The sequence below is a fragment of the Streptomyces changanensis genome, assembly GCF_024600715.1.
GTDB lineage: Bacteria > Actinomycetota > Actinomycetes > Streptomycetales > Streptomycetaceae > Streptomyces > Streptomyces changanensis.
Map to the genome: position 1 here is coordinate 2,159,541 of NZ_CP102332.1, position 24,312 is coordinate 2,183,852.

At 77.3% G+C, this 24,312-nt stretch carries 14 protein-coding genes and 1 pseudogene; 11 read left to right on the forward strand and 4 right to left on the reverse strand.

All coding sequences use genetic code 11. The annotated features are described in order from the left end of the window. Positions 1–13 precede the first annotated feature (13 nt). Both malQ and NRO40_RS09620 read right to left on the reverse strand, forming a co-directional pair. A complete protein-coding gene (gene malQ / locus NRO40_RS09615) occupies positions 14–2,122 on the reverse strand; it encodes a 4-alpha-glucanotransferase (RefSeq protein ID WP_058944249.1) in 2,109 nt (702 codons plus the stop codon). A 70-nt stretch (positions 2,123–2,192) separates the two neighbouring features. Next, positions 2,193–2,411, reverse strand: a complete 219-nt coding sequence (locus NRO40_RS09620) for a hypothetical protein (protein ID WP_058944250.1) — start codon at positions 2,409–2,411, stop codon at positions 2,193–2,195. A 309-nt stretch (positions 2,412–2,720) separates the two neighbouring features. Here NRO40_RS09620 and NRO40_RS09625 point away from each other — a divergent pair, with 309 nt between their 5' ends. Beyond that, positions 2,721–5,819, forward strand: a complete 3,099-nt coding sequence (locus tag NRO40_RS09625) for a beta-N-acetylglucosaminidase domain-containing protein (RefSeq protein WP_257375376.1) — start codon at positions 2,721–2,723, stop codon at positions 5,817–5,819. Between the two features lie 727 nt (positions 5,820–6,546). On the opposite strand, the gene NRO40_RS09630 is transcribed toward NRO40_RS09625, so the two are convergent. Beyond that, positions 6,547–7,083: an HNH endonuclease gene (locus NRO40_RS09630; protein WP_058945299.1), complete on the reverse strand. Its 537-nt coding sequence runs from the start codon at positions 7,081–7,083 to the stop codon at positions 6,547–6,549. Between the two features lie 235 nt (positions 7,084–7,318). Here NRO40_RS09630 and NRO40_RS09635 point away from each other — a divergent pair, with 235 nt between their 5' ends. Next, positions 7,319–8,428 (forward strand): mechanosensitive ion channel family protein, encoded by a 1,110-nt coding sequence (locus NRO40_RS09635; RefSeq protein WP_058945298.1) that lies wholly within the window; start codon positions 7,319–7,321, stop codon positions 8,426–8,428. A 98-nt stretch (positions 8,429–8,526) separates the two neighbouring features. Here the strand turns inward: NRO40_RS09635 and NRO40_RS09640 are convergent, their stop codons facing one another. Beyond that, positions 8,527–10,416, reverse strand: coding sequence for a LamG domain-containing protein (locus NRO40_RS09640; RefSeq protein ID WP_058945297.1), 1,890 nt, complete (start codon positions 10,414–10,416; stop codon positions 8,527–8,529). Positions 10,417–10,737: 321 nt separating this feature from the next. On the opposite strand from NRO40_RS09640, the gene NRO40_RS09645 reads away from it, so the two are divergent. From NRO40_RS09645 to NRO40_RS09685, 9 genes and pseudogenes are all read left to right on the forward strand, one after another. Further along, positions 10,738–12,027, forward strand: a complete 1,290-nt coding sequence (locus NRO40_RS09645; protein WP_408056988.1) for an ROK family transcriptional regulator — start codon at positions 10,738–10,740, stop codon at positions 12,025–12,027. A gap of 344 nt (positions 12,028–12,371) precedes the next feature. Beyond that, positions 12,372–12,500 (forward strand): annotated as a pseudogene (locus NRO40_RS09650) (carbohydrate ABC transporter permease); the annotation flags it as partial. 151 nt (positions 12,501–12,651) lie between these two features. Next, positions 12,652–13,917 carry a 6-phospho-beta-glucosidase gene (locus tag NRO40_RS09655; protein ID WP_058945301.1) on the forward strand — a complete coding sequence of 422 codons (1,266 nt, stop codon included), beginning with the start codon at positions 12,652–12,654 and terminating at the stop codon, positions 13,915–13,917. Next, positions 13,908–14,948: an N-acetylglucosamine kinase gene (locus tag NRO40_RS09660; protein WP_058945294.1), complete on the forward strand. Its 1,041-nt coding sequence runs from the start codon at positions 13,908–13,910 to the stop codon at positions 14,946–14,948. The genes NRO40_RS09655 and NRO40_RS09660 overlap by 10 nt, the downstream gene beginning before the upstream one ends. Before the next feature lie 576 nt (positions 14,949–15,524). Next, the gene (locus NRO40_RS09665; RefSeq protein ID WP_079047538.1) at positions 15,525–16,964 is read left to right on the forward strand and encodes a hypothetical protein; all 1,440 of its coding nucleotides are present in this window, start codon (positions 15,525–15,527) and stop codon (positions 16,962–16,964) included. A 236-nt stretch (positions 16,965–17,200) separates the two neighbouring features. Further along, positions 17,201–18,454, forward strand: a complete 1,254-nt coding sequence (locus NRO40_RS09670; protein WP_232791290.1) for a glutamate ABC transporter substrate-binding protein — start codon at positions 17,201–17,203, stop codon at positions 18,452–18,454. A 16-nt stretch (positions 18,455–18,470) separates the two neighbouring features. Continuing rightward, positions 18,471–19,880 carry a hypothetical protein gene (locus tag NRO40_RS09675; RefSeq protein ID WP_058945317.1) on the forward strand — a complete coding sequence of 470 codons (1,410 nt, stop codon included), beginning with the start codon at positions 18,471–18,473 and terminating at the stop codon, positions 19,878–19,880. Beyond that, positions 19,877–22,780 carry a serine/threonine-protein kinase gene (locus NRO40_RS09680; RefSeq protein WP_408056989.1) on the forward strand — a complete coding sequence of 968 codons (2,904 nt, stop codon included), beginning with the start codon at positions 19,877–19,879 and terminating at the stop codon, positions 22,778–22,780. The genes NRO40_RS09675 and NRO40_RS09680 overlap by 4 nt, the downstream gene beginning before the upstream one ends. 3 nt (positions 22,781–22,783) lie before the next feature. After that, positions 22,784–24,289 (forward strand): PP2C family serine/threonine-protein phosphatase, encoded by a 1,506-nt coding sequence (locus NRO40_RS09685; protein WP_058945320.1) that lies wholly within the window; start codon positions 22,784–22,786, stop codon positions 24,287–24,289. The last annotated feature ends 23 nt before the right edge of the window (positions 24,290–24,312 follow it).

The window sequence follows — 24,312 nt, forward strand, 5'->3', positions numbered from 1 at the left end:
ACGTAGCGAACGCCTAGTCGCCCCGCGCGCCCGGGGGTGCCGTAGGACGCCGCTCCGAGGCGCCGGCGGCGTCCAGCTCCGCCATGAGGGCGTGCAGCCGCGGCGAGGCGGCGAGCTCCTCCAGGGTGAGCGGGCGACCGTCCGCGCCGGCGAGGGGCAGCCGCCAGTTCGGGTACTGGTCCCAGGTGCCGGGCAGGTTCTGGGGGCGCCGGTCCCCCACCGCGTCCGGCAGCCACACCCCCGTCATCCGGGCCGGCGTGCGGCGCAGGAAGCGGTACACGGCGCGGACCTCGGCCTCCTCGTCCCGCCCGGCGTCCGCGTCCAGCAGGCCGAGCCCGCGCAGGTACGCCAGCCACTCGGCGACGTCCCGGGCGTCCTCGGCGCGCTCCTCCGCCAGCGGCCGGGTCAGCAGGCCCAGTCGGTGGCGCAGGTCCACGTGTTCGCCGCTCAGCCGGGCCGCCGTGGACGGCAGGTCGTGCGTGGTGGCCGTGGCGACGCAGTCCTCCCGCCACGCCTCAGGGGGCAGGGGGCGCCGGTCGCCCTCCCAGTCGCGTTCGAACCACAGGACGGACGTGCCGCACACGCCCCGGCGCTCCAGCGCGTCCCGGACGCCCGGCTCGACCGTGCCGAGGTCCTCGCCGATCACGGCGGCGCCCGCGCGGTGGGCCTCCAGGACGAGGACGGCGAGCATGGCGTCGGCGTCGTAGCGCACGTACGTGCCCTCCGTGGGCGGCAGCCCCGCCGGCACCCACCACAGCCGGAACAGGCCCATGACGTGGTCGATGCGCAGCGCGCCCGCGTGTCGCAGCAGCGATCGCAGCAGCTCGCGGTAGGGAGCGTAGCCGGACGCGGCGAGGGCGTCGGGGCGCCAGGGGGGCAGTCCCCAGTCCTGGCCGCGGGCGTTGAAGGCGTCCGGCGGGGCGCCGACCGACATGCCGCGCGCGTACGCGTCGCCCAGCGCCCAGGCGTCGGCGCCGTCGGGGTGGACGCCGACGGCCAGGTCGTGCACGACGCCCACGGCCATGCCGGCGTCGCGGGCGGCCCGTGACGCGGCGGCCAGCTGGCCGTCGGTGAGCCAGACCAGCCACCGGTGGAAGGCGACGCGGTCGGCCAGCTCCTCGCGGGCCCGGGCGGTGGCGGCGGACCGGGGGTCGTGCAGCCCCCGCGGCCACGGGGCGCGGTCGGCGCCGTACCGCTCGACTAGCGCGCACCAGGTGGCGTGGTCCTCCAGGGCCTGCCCCTGCGCGGCGCGGAAGGCGTCGAACGCGGCCTTCCGGCCGGGGCCCAGCGGCACGTCGGCGACGATCTCCAGGGCGCGCCGCTTCAGGACCCACACCGCGTCCCGGTCGATCAGCTCGCCCTTGCGCAGGACGCCGTCGCGCAGCTCCCCGGCCCGCCCGGCGAGCGCGTCGAGCTCGGCGCGGGCGGCCCCGGTGACGTAGGCGTACTCCGGCACGTCCTCCACCCGCAGGTGGACCGGGTCCGGGAAGCGGCGCGAGGAGGGACGGTAGGGGGACGGGTCGGTCGGTGTGCCGGGGACGGCGGCGTGCAGGGGGTTGACCTGGACGAAGCCCGAGCCGAGCGAGCGGCCCGCCCAGTCGGCGAGCTCGCGCAGGTCGCCGAGGTCGCCCATGCCCCAGGAGCGGGTGGACAGCAGCGAGTAGAGCTGGACGAGCACGCCGTGGCAGGGCGCGGCGGGGCGCGGCACCCGCGGGGGTGCCACGACGAGGGCGGCGTGCCCGGTCCGCCCGTCCGGCGCCCGCGCCTCCAGGGTGTGGATCCCGGGCGGCAGGTCGTCCCACGGGACGGGGGACGCGGCGGCGGAGCCGCCCTCCAGCGTGACGCGGAGCGTGCTGCCCGCCGGGAGGGCGGCGAGCGGCCGGGGGGTTCCCGACGGCTCGTCGCCCTGCCACACCACCACCGTGGGCGGCAGCAGCCGCGCGGCGGCCGCCTCCTCGGCGGCCGCGAGCGACGCGCGGACCGCCGCGGGGGTGGTGGCGTCGACGTCGAGCGCCCCGAGGACGGTGACCACGGTCGCTTCGGGGACCGGGACCGTGGTGCCCGGGGACGGGGAGTAGGCCGTGGCCACTCCGTGCAGCGATGCGAGCCGGGCGAGGGTCATTCGGCCTCCTGGACGCTCGGGGGGACGGGTCGATCGGGTCGGACCGCGCGGCCCCCGTGCCGACGCGGCGTCACATGCGGGGCGACTCCGGTCCGCCGGCCGTACCGCGGGCGGTCGGTTCGCTGGTCAGGGGCGTGGCGTCGTAGATCGGCGGTTCGCTGGTGAGGGGCGCGGCGTCGGCGAGCGGCGGCTCGCTGGTGAGGGGCCCGGAGAACGGGCAGGAGACAGGTCGGGGGGACGGGACCTGTTTGGAGAGGGCGGTGAGGAGGAGCTGTGCGGACGCGGCCATGGCGGCCTCCCGGTACTGGACGACAGGAACGGCGGTTCGACCCAGCCCTACCCATCGCGCGCCCCGGCATCCACCGGACGTGGCGCTGCTCACATCCCGCGTCCGGCGCGGGCGCGGGGCGACGGCGCCCGGCCCGCAGGGCCCGGTGTGCAAATCCGACACATCGGCCACGCACATTGACACCTTCGCCGAGGGGGTGGTGGGCTCGACACCCACCGGACGGACGACCCTGTCCGACAACCAGTCAGAACACCGGTACGGCACCGGCAAAGCTACCCGCAGAACCACGCAGGACGAGGGGAGACGCGCGTGCAGTTCGGTCAGCTCGCGCAGTTCGGACGCGGCAAGGGCACGGCGACCGCCATCGCGGTCGCCGTGCTCGGCGGTCTGCTCGGCGGCGCGCCCGGCGCCCTGGCCGCCCCCGGCGGGCCCGGCGCCCCCGCGGCGGCGGCGCCCGACCGCGACGCCGGGGCGGCGCCGCCCGCCGTGTGGCCCCGGCCGCAGTCCCTGCGGGCCGCGGGCGGTGCCGTGCGCCTCGGGGACGAGGTGACGCTCGTCGCGGACGCGTCCGCCGACCCCTACGCCGTGGCCGCCCTGGAGGACGTCCTGCGGGCCGCCGGTGTGCGGAGGGTGCTGCGCGCCGGGCCGCAGGGTCCGGCGGGCGCCCGCGGGCCGGTGGTGTGGTGGGGCGGGGACGGCGCGCAGAGCGTGCTGCGCGCCCTGCGGGTGCCCGAGCGCGGGGACCTGCCCGCCGGCGGCTACCGGCTCGCGACCGGTCGGTACCAGGGCCGGGACGCCGTCGCGGCGGACGGCGTCGGTCCGGACGGGCTGTTCCACGCCGTGCAGACCCTCCGCCAGCTGGTGGCGGCGGACCGCACCGTGCCCGGCGTCGTCGTCCGCGACTGGCCCGGCACAGCCGTGCGCGGCCTGGCGGAGGGCTTCTACGGCCGGCCCTGGAGCCACGACCAGCGGCTCGCCCAGCTCGACTTCATGGGCCGCACCAAGCAGAACCGGTACCTCTACGCCCCTGGTGACGACCCGTACCGGCAGGCCCAGTGGCGCGACCCCTACCCGGCGGCGCAGCGGGCGGAGTTCCGCCGGCTCGCCGAGCGGGCCCGGCGCAACCACGTGACCCTGGCGTGGGCGGTGGCGCCCGCCCAGTCCATGTGCCTGGCCTCGGACGACGACCTGGCGGCGCTCAAGCGCAAGGTCGACGCCATGTACGCCCTCGGGGTGCGCGCCTTCCAGCTGCAGTTCCAGGACGCCGGGTACGACGAGTGGCACTGCTCGCGGGACGCGGACGCCTTCGGCGGCGGCCCCGAGGGCGCGGCGCGGGCGCACGCCCGCGTGGCGAGCGAACTGTCCCGGCACCTCACGGCGCACCACCCGGACGCCGCGCCGCTGTCGCTGATGCCGACCGAGTACTACCAGGACGGCGCCACCGACTACCGCACGACGCTCGCCGACACCCTCGACGCGCGCGTCCAGGTGGCGTGGACGGGCGTCGGCGTCGTGCCGCGCACCATCAGCGGCGGCGAACTGGCCGAGGCCCGCGACGTGTTCCGGCACCCGCTGGTCACCATGGACAACTACCCGGTCAACGACTACGCGCAGGACCGTATCTTCCTCGGCCCGTACACCGGCCGCGAGCCGGCCGTGGCGGCCGGGTCGGCGGCGCTCCTCGCCAACGGCATGGAGCAGGCGTCCGCCTCCCGCGTCCCCGTCTTCACCGCCGCGGACTTCGCGTGGAACCCGCGCGGTTACCGCCCGCAGGAGTCCTGGCGGGCCGCGCTGGACGACCTGGCGGGCGGCGACCCGACGGCCCGTCGGGCCCTGGGCGCGCTGGCCGGCAACGACGCCTCGTCGCTGCTGGACCCGTCCGGCGAGTCGGCGTACCTGCGCCCGCTGCTGACCGGCTTCTGGCACACCCGCACCTCGGCGGGCGTCCCCGCCGCCACCCGCGACCGGGCCGCCCGGCAGCTGCGGGCGGCGTTCACGGTGATGCGGGAGGCCCCGGACGCGCTGACCGCCCCTGCCGACGGACGGTTCGACGACGAGGTGCGGCCGTGGCTGGAGCAGCTCGCCCGGTACGGCCGGGCCGGTGAGAGGGCCGTCGACATGCTCCAGGCGCAGGCGCGCGGCGACGGCGCCGCCGCCTGGAAGGCCCAGCTGGAGCTGGAGTCGCTGCGCCGGGACCTGGCGGCGAGCCCCGCGAAGGTGGGGCAGGGCGTCCTCGACCCGTTCCTGAAGCGGGCCCTCGACGCGGCGGCCGAGTGGACCGGGGCGTCCCGCTCCACCGGGGAGCCGTACCGCACGGCCACCTCGTACACGGTGGACCTCGGCCGGGTGCGGCCCCTGGAGGCGGTGACCGCGCTGACCGGGCCCGGCACGGGCTCGGGAGCGGACTCGGGCTCCGGCCCGGGAGCAGGCTCCGGCTCCGGCTCCGGCAGTGTCGACGTGCACGTCCCCGGCGAGGGGTGGCGCCGGCTCGGCGCCCTGTCGCCCACGGGCTGGACGCAGACGCCCGCCGCCGGGGTCCGCGCCGACGCGGTCCGCGTGTCCTGGCCGCAGGGCGCGCCGGAGCCGCCCGTGCGCTCCCTGGTGCCGTGGTTCGCGGACCAGCCGCAGGCCGCTCTGGAGCTGCCGCGCGCCGAGACGGACGCCGTGATCGGCGGCGGCCCCCAGCGGGTCGACGCGCTCCTCTCCGCGCAGCGCCCCGGGGCCGTCCGCGGGGCGCTCACGGTCCGGGCGCCGAAGGGCGTCACGGTGACCGTCCCCGCGCTGACGGCCGTGCCGCGCGGCACGGCCGCGAAGGTGCCCGTGACGGTCACCGTCCCGGCGACCACCCCGGTCGGCACGTACGAGGTGCGGCTCGCCTTCGCCGGCGAGGAACGCACGCTGACCGTGCGCGCCTACCCGCGCACCGGCGGCCCCGACCTGACCCGTACCGGCACGGCGACCTCCTCGGGTGACGAGACGCCCGACTTCCCCGCCCCGGCGGCGCTCGACGGCGACCCGGAGACCCGCTGGTCCTCCCCGGCGGAGGACGGCGCGTGGTGGCAGGTCGAACTGGCCCGCCCGGCCCGCGTCGGCCAGGTCGTCCTGCACTGGCAGGACGCGTACGCGACCCGCTACCGCGTCCAGGTCTCGGCCGACGGCCGCACCTGGCGGACCGCGGCGACGGTCCGCGAGGGCCGCGGCGGCCGCGAGACGGTTCGCTTCGACGCCCCCGGCACCCGTTACCTCCGCATCCAGGGCGAGGAGCGCGCGACGAAGTACGGCTACTCGTTGTACGCGGTGGAGGCGTACGCGGTCGCGGAGACCGCCCGGCCACCGGCTGCGCGGAAGGGCGCGCCTGCGGCCGGCGACGCGGCAGGCCGCCCGGGCGGGGCCGGGGCGGCGCGGTAGGCGGGAGCCAGGCACGGCCAGGCACGACCAGGCACGGCCGGGCGCGGCGCGGTGGGCCCGGTCGGGCGCGGCCGGGGCGGCGTGAGTGGCCGTATCGACGCCCTCCCCCGGCGGGTGTGACCGGGGGCGGCTGGAGCAGCGCGGTGGGCCGGGCGGACGTGAGCGGTCGTACCGACGCGGTCCCCCGGCGGGTGTGGCCGCCGGGGGCGGCGGGACCGCGCCAGTGGGCGCGGTCGCCCTGGCGGGAGCGGCCGGGGTGTCGACGTGGCCGCGTGTCAGGCGCGGCCCGGGATGGCGGTACGTCCAGCCCCCGGCCGGCGTGACCGCCCGTGCGGACGGCCCGGAACGGCACGGCCGGGCAGCGCGCCGGGTGGCGGCTGTGCCTGGGGTGTCGGCACGGTCACATCGGTGACCGACGGCGGTGGCTGGTACCTGGTGGCCGGTGGGTCCGGCGGCGCGCCCGGGTGGTGGCCATGGCCGATGCGGGCGGGGCCGGAGCCCGTGTGGTCGTGGGCAGGCGTTCCGCAGGGCGGAACGGGTGGGCACGGCCACCCCGCGGGACCCGCGCCCGCCCGACCCCGTACGCGGGCACGCCGCAACGGCGGACCGGCACCCACCACCCCCGGTGGCCCGCCCGCACCACGACGCACCCCGCCCCCCGCATGCGGTCCGCCCGGGGTGCCCACCCGGACCCGGACCCGGACCCGCCTACGACGGGGCCCGGGCCTCAGGCTGAGATGCCGTCGATCCGGGCCAGTGCGTCATCCGCGCCGTATGGTTGCAGGTAGGGCAGCCAGCGCGGATCCCGGTGCCCCGTGCCGATGATCCGCCACGCGAGCCCCGACGGCGGCGCCGGCGGCTGGTGCAGCCGCCAGCCCAGCTCGCGCAGGTGCCGGTCGGCCTTGACGTGGTTGCAGCGGCGGCACGCGGCCACCACGTTGTCCCAGGCGTGCTTGCCGCCGCGGCTGCGCGGGACCACGTGGTCGACGCTGGTTGCGACGCCCCCGCAGTACATGCAGCGCCCTCCGTCACGGGCGAAGAGCGCCTTGCGGGTCAGAGGAACGGGCCCCCTGTAGGGGACCCGCACGAACCGCTTCAGCCGCACGACACTGGGGGCTGCGATGGCTCGGGTAGCGCTGTGCATGAAGGCGCCGGACTCCTCGAGGCACACGGCCTTGTTCTCGAGGACGAGTACGAGCGCGCGGCGGAGCGGTACGACGCCGAGGGGCTCGTACGACGCGTTGAGGACCAGGACATGCGGCACGGATGCCTCCTTGTACGCCGGCGGCGCGTGGCTCGCGCCGGGACGATCTGCTCTCAGTCTCTCCTCATGCCAGGTCGAAGCGCCACCACATGGCGGTAACGGGCCCGAGGTGTTTTCGACCACACCGTGGTCATCCCCACATGAGACGAGGCTCTCCCTCGAACAGTGCAACGAACCCCCCGGTCGACCCCGTTAAATGGTTGTGACCCGCTCGTGATGCCAGGAGGTTTCCACCGTGCTCAGGTCGGCCCCGCCTTCCGTACCGCCCACCGAATCCACCCCCTCCCCCGGGGCCCCCGTGTCCCTGGACGAGGCCGCCCGCCAGGCCGGCGAGGCCGCGGGCTGGGTCGAGCAGAACTGGGCCACGTGGGTCAACACCGGCCTGCGGATCCTGCTGATCATCGCCATCGCGGTCACGCTCCGCTTCCTGATCCGGCGGACGCTGACCAAGCTCATAGACCGCATGAACCGCAGTGCCCAGGCCGTGGAGGGCACGGCGCTGGGCGGGCTGCTGGTGAACGCCGAGCGGCGCCGCCAGCGGTCGGAGGCGATCGGCTCGGTCTTGCGGTCGGTCGCGTCGTTCCTGATCATGGGAACGGCGGTGCTGATGGTCCTGGCCGCCTTCGAGATCAACCTCGCCCCGCTGCTGGCCTCGGCCGGTGTGGCGGGCGTGGCGATCGGCTTCGGCGCGCGGAACCTGGTCACGGACTTCCTGTCCGGCGTCTTCATGATCCTGGAGGACCAGTACGGCGTCGGCGACTCCATCGACGCGGGCGTCGCCTCCGGTGAGGTCATCGAGGTGGGCCTGCGCGTGACGAAACTGCGCGGCGTCGACGGGGAGATCTGGTACGTCCGCAACGGCGAGATCAAGCGGATCGGCAACCTCAGCCAGGGCTGGGCGACGGCGGCCGTCGACGTCACCGTCCGCCCGACGGAGGACCTGGACGCGCTGCGCAAGGTCATCGAGGGCGTCGCGGAGGAGATGGCGGCCGAGGAGCCGTGGAACGAGCGGCTGTGGGGCCCGATCGAGGTGCTGGGCCTGACCGAGGTCCTCATCGACTCGATGACGCTGCGCGTCGCGGCGAAGACCATGCCGGGCAAGGCCCTGGGCGTGGAGCGGGAGCTGCGCTGGCGCCTCAAGCGCGCCTTCGACGCGGCGGGCATCCGCATCGTGGGCGGCATCCCGCTCCCGGCGGAGGACGCCCCGGCCGACCCGACGGCCGGCATGGCCGCCCCGTCCGCCTTCGCCTCCCCCACGACCCCCCAGTCCCTGGCGGCGACCCCCCTCCAGCACCCCCCGTCGATACCGCAGCCGTCCACGGGGTCGAACCTGTCGAAGGGCTGACGCGGCAGCGACCGGGGCCCGGCACCGGGCCGACCAGCGGGCGAAGGCGCCCCCTCCACACGAGCGGAGGGGGCGCCTTCACGTCGGTCCGGGCCCGGTCACTGCGGCAGGACGTGCCGCCACAGGCCGTCCGGAGTCATCGCGCCCGTCCACACGCGCAAGGACTTCAGCGCCCCGGGCAGGGCGTGCTCGGTGGTCGCGCCGTCGCGGGCGTCACCACCGGCCCCCAGGACGCCACCGCCCTGCTGCACGCCGTTCAGTTCGGATGCGCCGGAGCCGTACTGCCAGGAGGCGTCGACGTAGAGGGTCAGCCGCCCGTTGCCGTCCAAGGCGTCGTAGCTGCCCGTCAGGTCCACCCAGGTGTCCGCGGCGACAACCTCGTTGCTGCCCACGGTGGCCGTGTCCGTGCTTTCGCCGTCGGGGCCGAGGACCGTGCGGGAGAACTCCCAGCGCCACGTCTCCGGCGAGGTCTTCCGCGCCCACAGGGCCCATGAGTACTCAGAACCCGCGCGCTGGCCCGCCACCAGCGCGCGGTAGCCGACAGGCTTGGACTCCAGACCGGCGCTGTCCACCCGCACCCGGGCGGACACCGTGAACGACCCCGTCTCGTCGACGACCGGCCCGGTCGCCGAGAGGTGCCCGGCCACCCCGTCGAGGAGGACGCTGCCTTCCCCCGCGTCCAGGGTGGCGCCGGCGGGTGAGAGGGTCATGTCCCCGACCGGGTACGGGCCGACCTGCGGCACACGGCCGTCCCCGGCCGACGCGGCGTCCCAGTGGGCGGCCAGCGGCACGGCCGGGTAACCCTCGGCGTCCCGTACGTCCGTTTCGTTCCGCACGTCGTCCGCGGTCAGCGCCCACTGCCAGGCGCGGACCTCGTCGATCCGGCCCAGGAAGTGGCCGTCGTACGCGCCGCCGGTACGGCCGCGGCCGAACTGCAGACCCGCCGTGCTCGTCCACGGCTCGTAGGCGGGGGCTCCCTCGGCGAGGACGACGGGGCTGCCCTGCGGGCGACCGTTGACGTACAGCTGGACCGTGTCGTTGGACGGGTCGGTGTCGTGCCGAGTGTGGAAGACGCCCGCCAGGTGGGTCCAGGCGTTCCGCGCCGGATCGGCGGTGGTCGCCAGGGACCGCACCCGCGGGGCGCCGGGCTCGTCCCGGGCCGTCCTGCCGAACGCCCAGCGCCGGTCGGCGGCCGAGTAGAGCAGTTCGAACGCCGAGCCGTGCTCGCCGGGCGCGGACAGCACGACGCGGTCCGCGCCGGTGTCGGCGAGCTGCGCCCAGGCCGACACCGTGAACGGCCGAGAGGTGTCCACGACGGGCCGGGCGGTCTGTGCGTACTCCTGCGGCCGGCCCTCCCCCGGGGCGTCCAGCAGCAGGGCGCGGTCGCGGTCCCCGGCACGGGCGAGCGGCGACCAGGGGTCGCCGTCGGTGTGGAGCGCGGCGTCGTGGTGCGCTCCCCGGACGCCGGAGTCGGCGGCGACCGTGGCGGACGGGTCGGTCAGCCCGTCGTCGAAGCGCCAGCGGGCGGCCTCCTCGACGTACCCCACCTTGAAGGAGAACGTGGTTTCCGGCCCGTAGCGGCTGCCCCGGTCGGCGGCCTCCACGTAGAGCACGTAGAACCCCGCGGTGGGCGGCACGAACGCGAACGACTCGGCCTCCGCCGCGCTGATCGTGTGCACCTCGCCGCCGACGCGCACGCGGTAGCTCGTGACGTCCTCGTCGGCGGGGTCCGGCGTGAAGCGGAACCGGCCCGGCAGGCCGGAAGCGCCGTGCGTGGCGCACTGGTTGGTCGTGCACTCCTCGTACGGTCCCAGCGACGTGACGCGGGGTGCGCGGGGCACGGGATCGTCGGTGGCGGTCGTCGCGTACGCCGGCGGTACGGCAGCCGCCGCGAGCAGGCCGAACGCCAGCGCGGCGGTGAACCGGAACCGGCCGCTCGGCCGTCCGGCACGTCGCCCGACCTGCGGCCGGGATGACGGGACAAGCATGGAATCCCCCCTCGGAATCCTCACCCGTGTCGAACACACGACCCAGAGTGATCGACGCGACGCTATGGAGCGGAACGGCACGGAGTCAACGCGTTATCGACGGCGGCGTGGCTCGTGGCGACAAAGCGCGGACGCGCCCCGGGAGGACGCCGCCGAGGGTGTTGACGCCGGATCACACCGGCCCTACCGTCACAGCAAGCGAACAGGAAACTTTCCTAACAGTGGTCGGCCGCAGGTTCCCGGCCGTGGTCGAAGGCAGGTGCGCGTCCCTTGTCCGGAAGCAGTCCCGGTGTCCCCGGTACCCCCCGCGTGCTGCGGGCGATGAACGATCGGGCCGCGCTCGATCTGCTGTTGGCGCACGGGCCGTTGTCGCGGGCGCGGATCGGGCGGTTGACCGGGCTGTCGAAGCCGACCGCGTCGCAGCTGCTCGCGCGGCTGGAGGCGGCCGGGCTGGTCGTGGCGACCGGGACGAGCGAGGGGCGGCCCGGGCCGAACGCGCAGTTGTACGGGGTGAATCCGCGGGCCGCGTACGCCGCCGGGCTCGACGTGAACCCGCGGCGCGTCCGCGCGGCCGTCGCCGACGTGACCGGCGCGGTGGTCGGGGAGTTCGAGCTGCGCACCCCGCGGCGCGGCGGGCCCGGGGCGGTGCGGCAGGTGACCGAGGCGCTGGACGGCGCGGTGAAGGCGGCCGGGCTGACCCTCGGCGACGTGCACCGGCTGGTGATCGGCACGCCCGGCGCGTTCGACCCGTCGACCGGCCGGCTGCGGTACGCCTCGCACCTGCCCGGGTGGCACGGGCCGACCCTGCTGGAGGAACTGGCCGCCGCGCTGCCCGCACCGGTCGAGTACGAGAACGACGTCAACCTCGTGGCCGTCGCCGAGCAGCGCCTCGGCGCCGCCGCCGGGTACGGCGACTTCGTCCTGCTGTGGAGCGAGGAGGGGCTCGGCGCGGCCCTCGTGCTGGGCGGGCGGCTGCACCGCGGGTACACCGGCGGCGCCGGCGAGGTCGGGTTCATGCCGGTGCCGGGCGCGCCGCTCGTACGGAACGTCGCCAAGGCCGGCAGCGGCGGGTTCCAGGAGCTCGCCGGGGGCCAGGTCCTCCCCCGGCTGGCCCGCGAGCTGGGGCTCGCCGTGCCGGCGGGGCCGTACCCGGAGGTCGCCGTGCGGCTGTTGGAGCGGGCCGCCGCGGCGGTGACCGGGGCAGCGGCGGCCGGGGCGGCGGTGGCCGGCTCGACGGTGACCGGCTCGGGCGCCGGGGCCGGCGGCGCCGGCAGGAACGCGGAGCCCACCGGGGCCGGCGGCGCCGGGGCCGGGGCCGCCCGCGCCGGGGCGTACGCGCGGTTGCTCGACGTCTACGCCACCGGGCTGGCCACCGGGCTCGCCTCGCTCGTCGCCGTCCTCGACCCGGAGCTGGTCGTGCTCTCCGGTGACGTGGCCGTCGCGGGCGGCGAGGCGCTGTGCGAGCGGGTGCGGGCGGAGCTCGGGGAGCTGGCCGCCGCCCTGCCGCGGCTGGTCCTCGGCGGCGTGCGGGAGCACCCGGTGCTGCGGGGCGCTCTGGAGGTCGCCCTGGCCGCCACCCGCGACGACGTGTTCGACACCTCCGTGCGCTGACCGTCCGTCCCCGACGACAGGAGACCCGCCATGCCCCCGCCCGCGCTCCGGCGCCCGCGTCCGCTCGGCGCGGCCGCCGTGTGCATGGCCTTGGCCCTGGCCCGCGTCGGCTGTACCGGCTCGGCGGGCGGCGGGGCCCACGACGACCCGCACACGAAGGGGACGTTCACCTTCTGGCACCGCTGGTCCGCGCCCAAGGAGGTGGCGGCGGTCGACGCGGGCATCGAGCGTTCAAGGACGCGCACCCGAACATCACGGTGGAGGCTGTCCCCAACGTCACCGATGGCAAGACCCAGCAGGCGTTGCGCGCCGGCGGGTCCGGCGCCCCGGACGTGGAACTGCACGCGGACCACACGGGCTGGAACCTGACGATGGCCGCGGCGGTGCTCGTGATGGCACCGGTCGTCGTCGTGTTCTTCTTCGCCCAGAAGGCTTTCGTCGAGGGCGTCACGCTCACCGGAGTGAAGGGGTAGGGGAAACACCTTGAACACGTCCAGCACGGCCGGCACGGCCGGCACGGCCGGCACGGCCGGCACGGCCAACACGTCCGGAGCATCCGACACGTCCGACGCGGTGAAGACGGTGAACGCGGTGAAGACGGTGAACGCGGTGAACGCGGGTGGCATGAGACTCGTGGTGGTCGGGGGTGGTTCCACCTACACCCCGGAGCTGGTCGACGGCTTCGCGCGGCTGCGGGACGCGCTGCCCCTCGACGAGCTGGTCCTCGTCGACCCGGCGGCCGAGCGCCTGGAGGTGGTCGGCGGGGTGGCCCGGCGGATCCTGGCCCGGCAGGGCCATCCGGCGAAGGTCACGACCACCACCGACCTGGACGCGGCCGCCGATGGCGCGGACGCGGTCCTGCTCCAGCTGCGCGTGGGCGGGCAGGCGGCCCGGCAGCAGGACGAGACGTGGCCGCTGGAGTGCGGCTGCGTGGGGCAGGAGACGACGGGCGCGGGCGGTCTCGCCAAGGCGCTGCGGACGGTGCCGGTCGTCCTCGACATCGCCGAGCGGGTCCGGCGGGCCGCCCCGGACGCCTGGATCGTCGACTTCACCAACCCCGTCGGCATCGTCACCCGCGCGCTCCTCGACGCCGGGCACCGGGCGGTCGGGCTGTGCAACGTCGCCATCGGCCTCCAGCGGAAGTTCGCGGCGCTGCTGGGCGCGGCCCCCGCGGAGGTGCACCTGGAGCACGTCGGGCTCAACCACCTCACGTGGGAGCTGGGCGTACGGCTCGGCGGGCCGGACGGGCCGGACGTGCTGCCGGCACTGCTCGCGGAGCACGGCGAAGCGGTCGCGGACGACCTGCGGCTGCCGCGCGGCCTGCTGGACCGGCTCGGCGTCGTCCCCTCGTACTACCTGCGCTATTTCTACGCCCACGACCAGGTCGTGGACGAGCTGCGGGCCGGGCCGTCGCGGGCCGCCGCGGTCGCCGACATGGAGCGCCGGCTGCTGCGGATGTACGCCGATCCCGCGCTGGACGAGAAGCCGGCGCTGCTGGCGGAGCGGGGCGGCGCCTTCTACTCGGAGGCCGCCGTCGACCTGGTGGCGTCGCTGCTCGGCGGCCGGGGCGGCGCGGTGCAGGTGGTGAACGCCCGCAACGCCGGCACGCTGCCGTTCCTGCCGGACGACGCGGTGGTGGAGGTGCAGGCCGCCGTGGACGGCACGGGCGTGCGGCCGCTGCCGGCGCGCCCGCTGGACCCGCTGTACGCGGGGCTCGTCGCGCACGTCGCCGCGTACGAGGAGCTGGCGCTGGACGCGGCGCTGCGCGGCGGCCGGGAGCGGGTGTTCCGGGCGCTGCTCGCACACCCGCTGGTCGGCCAGTACGGGTACGCCGACACGCTCACGGACCGGCTGGTCGCGCACAACCGGGAGCACCTGGCGTGGGCGTGACCCCGGCCGCGGCCGTGCTCGCGGTCGACGCGGGCAACAGCAAGACGGACGTGGCGCTCGTCGCCGCCGACGGGACGGTCCTCGGCACCGCGCGCGGCGGCGGCTTCCAACCCCAGGCGGTGGGGGTCGAGGCGGCCGTCGACGTGGTGGCGGCGGCGGTGCGGGCGGCCGTGCGGGACGCGGGGCCCCGGTGGGACGCGCCCGGCGGCGGACCGTACGCGGCGCACGTGTCGGCGTGCCTGGCCAACGCCGACCTGCCGGTGGAGGAGGAACAGCTCACCCGCGCCGTGGGGGCGCGCGCCTGGGGCGCGTCGACCACCGTGCGCAACGACACGTTCGCGGTGCTGCGGGCCGGGGTCGACGAGCCGCGGGGCGTCGCCGTGGTGTGCGGGGCCGGCATCAACTGCGTCGGCATGCTGCCCGACGGGCGGACGGCCCGCTTCCTGGCCGTGGGCCGCCTCTCCGGGGACTGGGGCGGCGGTGCCGGCCTGGCGGACGAGGCGCTGTGGCACGCGGCGCGGGCCGAGGACGGGCGGGGCGGGCCGACGGAACTGGCCCGCGCGCTGCCAGCGCACTTCCACCTGGCGTCGATGCGCGCGCTGATCGAGGCGCTGCACCTGGGCCGTATCCCGGCCCGGCGGCGGCACGAGCTGGCGCCCGTGCTGTTCGCCGTCGCCGCGGCCGGTGACCCGGTGGCGCGGGGGCTGGTGGAGCGGCTGGCGGGAGAGGTCGTGGCCATGGCGGGGGTGGCCCTGGAGCGCCTGGGCCTGGCCCAGACGCGGGTCCCGGTGCCGGTGGTGCTGGGCGGGGGCGTCCTGGCGGCCGGGCACCGGGACCTGGACACCCGGATCGCCGCCCTGTTGCGGGAACGGGCGCCCGCGGCGGTACCGCGCGTGGTGACCGCGCCGCCGGTGCTGGGCGCGGCGCTGCTGGGGCTGGACCACGTGGCGGCGCCGGCGGCGGCCGGGGCGGCGCTGCGCGCGCACTACGCGGCGGCCGCGAACCGGGCGGCGGCGGACCACGTGCGGTGAGACGGGGGTCCGGCCCGCGGGGCCCCGGAGTGACGGGGGTCCGGCCTGCCGGCCCCGGGGGTGAGGGGGACGGGCGGGACGCTGCCGGTCGGGCCACGCGCGGGGATCGCCGCCGGTGAACCGCACGCGGGAGCGGTCGACGGGCCGGCGCGGGCGCGGACGGCGCGGGCGGGGGCACGGCGGGCGCGGGCGGGGCGCGGGCGGGGCGCGGGCGCCGGTGGTGGGCACCGGGGCGGGGGCACGATCAGAACAAGATCCAGTCAATACCGGTGTGTGCACGGCCCCTTGCGGCCATACTGCTGGCCGGACCGCACCGTGGGGACGGGGGCGGCCGGCCGGCGACGAGGGGGAGGGCACGTGGCAGGCGTACCGCACGTACCGCACGCACGGCCCGCGCGCCCGGACCCGCCGGCACCCGAACACCCGGCGGACGGCCCGAACGTCGCGGAGGGCGCGTACGTCCGAGGCGCCCCCGAGGCCCCCGAAGCCCCGGAAGAGCCGGAAGAGCCGGAAGAGCCTGAAGACCCGGAGGTACCGCCCGCCCCGAGCGCCCCGAGCGCCACGGACGTCTCGGGCATCTCGGCGGGCGCGTACGTCCCTGCAGCCCCTTACGCCCCCGAAGGCCCGTACGCCCCGGACAGCCCGTACGTCCCGGAGGCGGCGGGAGACCCGCGCGGTGGAGGGTTCGGCGGGCGCGCCGCCGGACCGGTGGGCGGCCGGGCGCGGTTGCGGGCCGTCGTGGCCACGCCACCCGGTCGGCTGTGCCTGCTCGGCGCAGTCCTGGCCGCGCTCCTCGTCGCGTTCGGCGCGGTGACGGCCCTGGAGGTGACCGGCCGGTCCTCCGCCGCCGGTGACGTCGTGGGCCGCAGCCAGCCGCTGAGCGCCGACGCCGCGCACCTCTACCGGTCCCTCGCCGACGCCGACACGGTCGCCGCCGGTGGCTTCCTCGCCGGCGCGCAGGAACCCGCCGACCTGCGCGAGCGGTACGACACGGACGTCGCCACCGCCGCCCGGCTGCTGGTGAAGGCCGCGGCCGACGCCGGTGCCGGCGGCGCCGGCGGCCCGTCCCGGTCGGCGGACGAGATCGCCACCCTCAACGAGCGGCTTCCCGTCTACACGGGACTCGTCGAGCGGGCCCGCGCCGCGAACCGCCAGGGCCTGCCGCTCGGCGGCGCCTACCTCCGGTACGCCAACGGGCACATGACGACCGATCTGCTCCCCGCGGCGCAGCGCCTGTACGCGGCGGAGACGGCGCGGCTCGCCGAGGACGAGCGCCGGGCGCGCGCCTGGCCGGTGCCCTCCCTCGCCGTGGGCGCGCTGGCGCTGGCCGTGCTCGCCGCGGCGCAGTGGCGCGACTACCGGCGCACCCACCGCGTGCTGAACCCGGGGCTGGTGGCCGCGGCGGCCGCCACCGCGGTGGCGCTGCTGTGGCTGGCGGGCGCCCACACCCTCGCGCGTGCGGGCCTGGACGACGCCCGCGTCCACGGCCTGGATTCGCTCAAGGTGCTGAACGAGGCCCGGATCGGTTCCCTGAAGGCCCGGGCGAACGAGAACCTGACCCTCGTGGCACGTGGGGCGGTACTGACCGACGACGGCAGGAGCGACAAGTACGAGACCGACCACGGCGTGGCCATGGCCGGTCTCGACCGGGCGCTCGCCGGGGCGCGCGGGCTGGCCGACGACGAGGCGGGCCGCGCCGCGGTGGAGGAGGCCGCCCGGTGGACCGCCGAGTGGCGCGAGCGCCACGCCGCCGCGCGGCGCACCAACGACGAGGGCGACTACGACGGCGCGCTGGCACGGGTGGTGGGCGGTGGCCCGTCGACGGGCGCCGCCTTCGACCGGGTCGACGCGGCGCTGCGCACGGCCGTCGACCACGAGCAGGGCGAGTTCACCCGGGCGGCGGCCCGCGGCCGCGACGCCCTGGCGGGGCTCCCGACAGGGGCGGCCGTCCTGGCGGCGGTGGCCGCGGTCGCCGCCGTCGCGGGCGTCAACCGCAGGCTGGCGGAGTACCGGTGAACGGCGCGGGGAGGGACGCGGTGGCAGGCCCGGGAAGAGACGCGGCGGCCGGCGGCGGCACGGGTGCCGTGATCGACGGCGGAACAGCCGTCGCGACCGGTGACGGAACGGGCCCGGGGACCGGCGGCGGACGGGACGCGGTGACCGGCGGCGGAACGGGCGCCGTGACCGGCGGCGGAACAGCCGCCGTGACCGGTGGCGGAACAGCCGCCGTGACCGGTGACGGAACAGCCGCCGTGACCGGTGACGGAGCGGCCGCGGCGGCCGGTAGCGGCACGGGCGCCGTGACCGGTGGCCGGCCGCGCGGCACGCGGGTACCGCGGGTACGGCGCCGGGGCGCGGTCCTCGCCGTGGGACTGGCGTGCGTGCTGGCGGGCGGGCAGGCCGGCGCACCGTCGGCGGCGTCGATCGGCGCGCCGGTCGCGGCATCGGGCGGGGCGTCGACCGGCGCCCCCGCCGGCACGTCGGCAATCGCGCCCCCGTCACCCGTACCGCCCGTACCCCCCGTACCACCGGGGCCGCCCGTCAAGCCCGTACCGCCCGTACCACCGGATCCGCCCGTACCACCCGGGGACGAGCGACCCGGCGCCGTCCGGCCCGTACCGGAGGCCCGGCCCGCCGCCGAGCCGCCGCTGCCCGCCCGGTCGGGGACCTGCCGGAACCCGGAGGCGTCCCTGCCCCCGTCCCGCGCCGAGGGGCCGGCGGTCGCCGCGATCAGGGCGCGCGGCAGGCTGGTCGTCGGGGTCGACCAGAACAGCTACCGCTGGGGCTACCGCGACTCGGTCAAGGGCACCTTGGAGGGGTTCGACATCGACCTCGCCCGGGCCATCGCCGCCGACCTCCTCGGCAGCCCCGACGCGATCGTCTTCCGCACCGTCCCCACCGACCAGCGGATAGCGGCCCTGGTGAGCGGGAAGGTCGACCTGGTCGTACGGACGATGACGATCAACTGCGCCCGGATCCGGCAGGTCGCCTTCTCCACCGCCTACTTCGAGACCGGCCAGCAGGTCCTCGCGCCGAAGGACTCGCCGATCACCGGGTACGACGCCTCGCTCGCCGGCCGGCGCGTCTGCACGGCCGAGGGCTCCACGGCGTACGAGGCGCTGGACCGCGCCCCGCTCGGCGCGGTCTACCGCGACGCGTACGACGGCACGGCCCGGGACGCCGACCGCCTCACCGTGCCGAACCAGCTGGACTGCCTGGTCCGGTTGCAGACCGGGGAGGTGGACGCGGTCGTCACGGACAGCGCCCTGGCCGCCGGGCAGGCCGCGCAGGACCCGGCCGTCGAGCTGAAGGGCGAGCCGTTCACGACCGAGTACTACGGTGTCGCGGCCAGGCTCGGCGCCGACGACCTGGTGCGGCGGGTGAACCAGGTGCTCGTCGCGTACCGCGCCGGGCCCTGGACGAAGGCGTACGAGAAGTGGCTGGAGGCGGACCTCCCCGGCATCACCGGGCCGCCCGCACCCATGTACCGGACGAACCGTTCCTGAGAGCGAGAGGTGATCGATGGGCGTCACGGGTCCCCCCGGTCCGGTGATGGACCGGGACGAGGCGGACCGTGCGCTGGCCCGCCTCGGCGCGGAGCACAAGGCGGTCGAGGACTCGCTGCTCGCGCTGCAGGACCACGCGGGCCGCAGGCTGCTGGAGGGCGCCGCGCTGACCGGGACGACCCGGGAGCGGTGGGCCGCGGCCGAGCGGACGATCGCGCTGCTGTGGACGTACTTCGACGCGTACACGGACGCGTTGCGCGCGGCCCACGAGGTGCGCTCCCGGCGCCGCACGCCGGGGAGCGGCGAGCTGGCGGAGCTGAGCGGCTGGCTGCGCGCGGAGTGCGTCACCGTACCGGCGGCCCCCGCCCCCGGGGGCGCGGCGGGGGCGGAGCCCTCCGGCGGCGCGGACCCGGAACCGGACGGCGCGCCGCCGCAGTTCCCGCCACCGGGCGGCATGACACCGGACGGCGCGGAACCGGACCGCGCGGAACCGGGCGGCGGGGGGGCCGTGGGCGGGTCGGGCGGGCCGGTCGAGCGGTTCACGTTGGACCGGCTGGTGACGCGGATCAACGAGCTGTACGCGCGCTCGCTCGACGTCGTCGTGACGGCCGAGGCGGTCTGGTCGGCGCTGCCCGCCCGCATAGACCTCCTGGCCGCCGAGCTGAACCGCACCCGTTCACTGGCGCGTTCGGTCGGCGTGCGGCCCGGCGAGCACCCGGCGGGCGACGACCTGGAGGCCATCACGGAGGAGCTGACCGCGCTGCGCGCGCAGGTGATCAGCGACCCGCTGGCGTTCTGGCGGCGCCCGGCGGGCAGTTCGGCGCCCGGCGGCGGGCGGCCCGACACGGACCGGTACGACCGGGCGGCCCGCGCGCTGGAGGACGTGCGCCGGGAGATCGAGGCGGTGCTCCAGGTGCGGCAGGACTCGGAGTCGCGGCTGCTGCGGCTGCGGGACCTGCTGTCGCGGGCCGACCGCACCCTCGCGGAGGCGCGGACCGCGCGCGTCGAGGTCCTCTCGAAGATCGCCGCGACGGAGGTGCCGGTGGTGAGCGGCCCGCCGACCGCGCTGCACGAACGCCTCGCCATGGCCGCCGAGTACCGGCGGCACGCCCAGTGGCACCGGTTGTCACCGCTGCTGGAGGCGCTGGAGCGGGAGGCGGAGGACGAACTGCTGCGGGCCCGCGAGTCGCTGACGGCGGTGACGGCGCCGCTCGCGGTCCGCGCCGAGCTGCGGGGGCGCCTCGACGCGTACCGGGCGCGGGTCGCCCGGCACGGCCTGGCGGACGACGCGTTCCTCGGCGAGCGGTACGACGCCGCCCGCCGGATGTTGTGGAGCGCCCCCTGCGACCTGCGCGCCGCCGAGCGGGCCGTCCTGCGTTACCAGCGCGCCGCGAGCGAGCTGCTGTCGACGGGGGGCGGCGCGTGAGCCGGTGCCCGCGCCCCGGCTGCGGCGGCGCGTACGAGGACGTGGGCGGTGGGCGGCTGTACTGCGACACGTGCGGCCTGGCCCCGGCCGCCACGGCGGACGGCCCGCACGGGCCCGTACCGAAGCCGCCCGTACCGCGGGGACTCGTGCCAGAGCCGCCCGCGTCCCACGGGCCCGTACCGGAGCCGCCCGCGTCCCACGGGCCCGTACCGGAGCCGCCCGCGTCCCACGGGCCCGTACCGGAGCCGCCCGCGTCCCACGGGCCCGTACCGGAGCCGCCCGCGCCCCACGGTCCCGTGCCCGAGCCGCCCGCGCCTCACGGCCCCGTGCCGGCGCCGTCCCCGGGCGTGCCCGGGCCGGCCGGCCCCTCCTCCGGTTCCGTCGCCGCGCCGGGGTCCTCCCTCGCCTCGGGCGCGACGGTGCGGTCACTGCCCGCGCGCGGCCCCGGGGCGTCGCCGAGCGGCCGCTCCGCGTCGCGCGGGCGGCTCGGCGCGGGCCTGGTGACGGTGCCCGCCGTACCGCGCCCGGACCCGCGCACGGCGGTGATGGAGTGCCCCGAGGTACCGGAGCGGCGGCGGTTCTGCTCCCGCTCCGACTGCGGGGCGCCGGTCGGCCGGGCGCGCGGCGGCCGGGCGGGCCGTACGGAGGGGTTCTGCACGGCGTGCGGCCACCCGTACTCCTTCGTGCCGAAGCTGCGCGCCGGGGACGTGGTGCACGGCCAGTACGAGGTGGCGGGCTGCCTGGCGCACGGCGGCCTCGGCTGGGTGTACCTGGCGGTGGACCGGGCCGTGTCCGACCGGTGGGTGGTGCTCAAGGGGCTGCTGGACACCGGGGACGAGGACGCGATGGCGGCCGCGATATCCGAACGGCGGTTCCTCGCCGAGATCGAGCACGCCAACATCGTCCGCATCTACAACTTCGTGGAGCACCTGGACCAGCGGACGGGCTCCCTCGACGGCTACATCGTCATGGAGTACGTGGGCGGCAAGTCCCTCAAGGAGGTGGCCGACGAGCGGCGCGACCCCGACGGGCCGCGCGACCCCTCCACGGGCTCCCGGCTCCGTGCGAGCAGGGGGTACCCCATCCCGGTGGGGCAGGCGTGCGCGTACGGCATCGAGGCGCTGGAGGCGCTGGGCCACCTGCACGACCGCAACCTGCTGTACTGCGACTTCAAGGTCGACAACGCCATCCAGAGCGAGGACCAGCTCAAGCTGATCGACATGGGCGCGGTGCGGCGGATGGACGACCGCGAGTCCGCCGTCTACGGCACGGTCGGCTACCAGGCGCCGGAGGTCGCGGAGTCGGGCCCGTCGGTCGCGTCGGACCTGTACACGGTGGCGCGGACGCTGGCGGTGCTGACGTTCGACTTCCACGGGTACACCAACGTGTTCGCCGACTCGCTGCCCGATCCGCGGCACATCCCGGTCTTCCGGCGGTACGAGTCGTTCCACCGGCTGCTGGTGCGGGCCACGGACCCCGATCCGGCGGGCCGGTTCGGCTCCGCGCAGGAGATGGCGGAGCAGCTGACCGGCGTGCTGCGCGAGGTCGTGGCCCTGGAGACGGGCACGCCGAGGCCCGCCCTGTCGACGCTGTTCGGCCCGGAGCGGCGCGTCGCGGACACGGTGCTGTTCGCGGAGCCGGCGGGCGAGGTGTCGCGGCTCGGCCTGCGGCCCACGGGCCGCCGCGCGGGCCGCCCGGGCCGTGGGGGACGCCCGGTACGGGCGGGGCGCTCGGGGGGCTCCGGGCGTCCGGGCCGCCTGGGGTGGCCGGGCCGCGTGGGGTGGGCCGCCGGGGATGTGGGCGCGGGTACGGGGGCCGCCGGGCCCGGTGGGGCCAACGCGGCCGACGCCGCCACCGGTGCCACCGGGACCGGCGCGGCCATCGGGACCGGCGGGATGGCCGAGGCGGTGGAGGCCGTCGAGGCGACCGGGGCCGTCGAGGCGGCCGAGACCGCCGAGGCGGTCGGGGCACCGACGCTCGCCCCGCTGGACGCGCGGGCCGCCGCGCTCGCGCTGCCCGTACCGCTCCTCGACGCCGACGACCCGAACGCCGCCCTGCTCGCCGGTCTCGCCGCGTCCGCCCCGGCCGAACTGCTGGCCGCGCTGCGGGCGGCCCCGACCGACTCCCCCGAACTGCGGCTGCGCGAGGTGCGGGCCCTGCTGGAGCTGGGGGACGCCCCGGCGGCTGTCCGCGCGCTGGACGAGCTGGAGCGGGCCCGCCCGAACGACTGGCGCGTCGTCTGGTGTCGCGGCGTCACCGCGCTCGCCACCGGTGAACACACCGCCGCGGCCCGTGACTTCGACGCCGTGTACGCGGCGTTCCCCGGCGAGCCCGCGCCCAAGCTGGCGCTCGCCGTGTGCGCCGAGCTGCTCGGCCGGCCGGACGACGCCGCCGCCCGCCACCACCTGGTGTGGGCGACGGACCCCGGCCACGTCGGCGCCGCGTTCGGCCTGGCCCGCGTGCGGCTCGCGGCGGGCGACCGGGCGGCGGCGGTGCGGACGCTGGAGTCCGTACCGGAGTCGTCCATCCACTACACGGCCGCGCGCGTCGCCGCCGTGCGCGCCCGGCTGCGCCGGCGCGACCCGCGGGCGCCACTGCGGGACGACCTGTACGCGGCCGCGCGCCAGATCACCGCGCTCGACGCCCTCGGGCTCGACGCGGTGCGCCGTGAGCGGCTGTCGGCCGAGGTCCTGGGCCTCGCCCTGGATTGGTGGCTGTCGGGGCGGGCAGGCGGCCTGTCGCCGGACCACCCGCTGCTCGGCAGCGAACTGCACGAGCGCGGGCTGAGGTTCGGCCTGGAACGCTCGTACCGGGTGCTCGCCCGGCTCGCCCAGCGCGGCGAGGAGAGGATCGAACTGGTGGAACGGGCCAACCGCTTCCGCCCCCGGACGTGGGTGTGAACGATGTCGCAGACGCATCAACTGTCGGCCTGCCCGAACTGCTCCGAGCCGCTGGAACCGGGTGACCGGTTCTGCGGCGCGTGCGGGTACGACCTGTCGGTCGTACCGGAGCCGCCGCAGGACCATCCGGCCGTGGCCCCGGGCGCCCCACCGGCCCCGGCCCCGGCTTCGGATCCCGCCCTCGGCGCCCCACCGGCGCCACCGGCCACGCCACCGGCCGCGGCTCCGGCGCCGGCTCCCGAGGTGGCGCCGCCCGCCGCGCCGTCGCCTCCGCCACCCCCACCGGTCCCCGCCCCGGCCGCGGCGCCCGCGCAGGGGCGTGAGCCGGGGCCCCCGGAGCCGCCACAGGCCCCGGCGCCCCCGCAGCCGACGTCGTCGCACACCGCGCCGCCCGCCCCGGAGCCCGCCGTGCGGCTCGACGGGCCGGCCGGCGGACCGGCCGGCGTACCTGCCGACACGCCCACCGACGCGCCCGCCGGCCCGTCCTCCGCCGCGTCCGCCGTCACGCCGGGCGGCGGCCCCGGGTCCGGCGGTGGGGACTTCGAACTCGCCGCGCCCGACCCCCACGCCGCCGGCGGCGCCCCCTGCGTCGCCTGCCGGACGGGCCGGGTCTCCGCCGACGGGTACTGCGAGAACTGCGGCCACAAGCAGCCGCACGCGCGCGACCACGTCGAGCGGGAGCTCGGCCCCGTCGCCGCCGTCAGCGACCGGGGACTGCGCCACCACCGCAACGAGGACGCGTTCGCCGTCACCACGGCCGTGCTCCCGGACGGTTCGCCGGCCGTCGTCGCCATCGTCTGCGACGGCGTGTCCTCCGCGTCCCGCCCCGACGACGCGTCGGCGGCCGCCGCGGCCACCGCGGAGGTCTCCCTGCGCGGCTCGCTCGCGCGCGGCACGCCGCCGCAGCAGGCCATGCACGAGGCGATCGTCGCCGCGGCCGAAGCGGTCGAGGCCCTCGCCGACGAGCCGTCCGGCGACGGTCGGGGCGGCCGCGAACACGACGGGCACCGCCAGCGCAACGCCCCCGCCTGCACCCTCGTCGGTGCCGTCGCCGCGGGCGACCTGCTCGTCGTCGGCTGGGTCGGCGACAGCCGCGTCTACTGGGTGCCCGACGACCGGTCGACCCCGGCGGCCCGGCTCACCGAGGACGACTCGTGGGCCGCGCAGATGGTGGCGGCGGGCCTGATGAACGAGGAGGAGGCGTACGCCGACGAACGCGCCCACGCCATCACCGGCTGGCTCGGCGCCGACGCGTACGAAGTGGAGCCGCACACCGCCGTGTTCCGCCCGGAACAGCCGGGCGTGGTCGTGGTGTGCACGGACGGGTTGTGGAACTACGCCGAGGGCGCGCAGGACCTGGCGCGGGTCGTGCCCGGCGACGCCGCCGGCCGCCCCCTGCACTGCGCCCGCGTCCTGGTCGGCCACGCCCTCGACGGCGGGGGCCACGACAACGTAACGGTGGCGGTGGTGCCGTTCGCCGTGGAGCGGCAGGGGGCAGGATCGGCCTGACCGGGGCGTGACGCCCGCCCGTC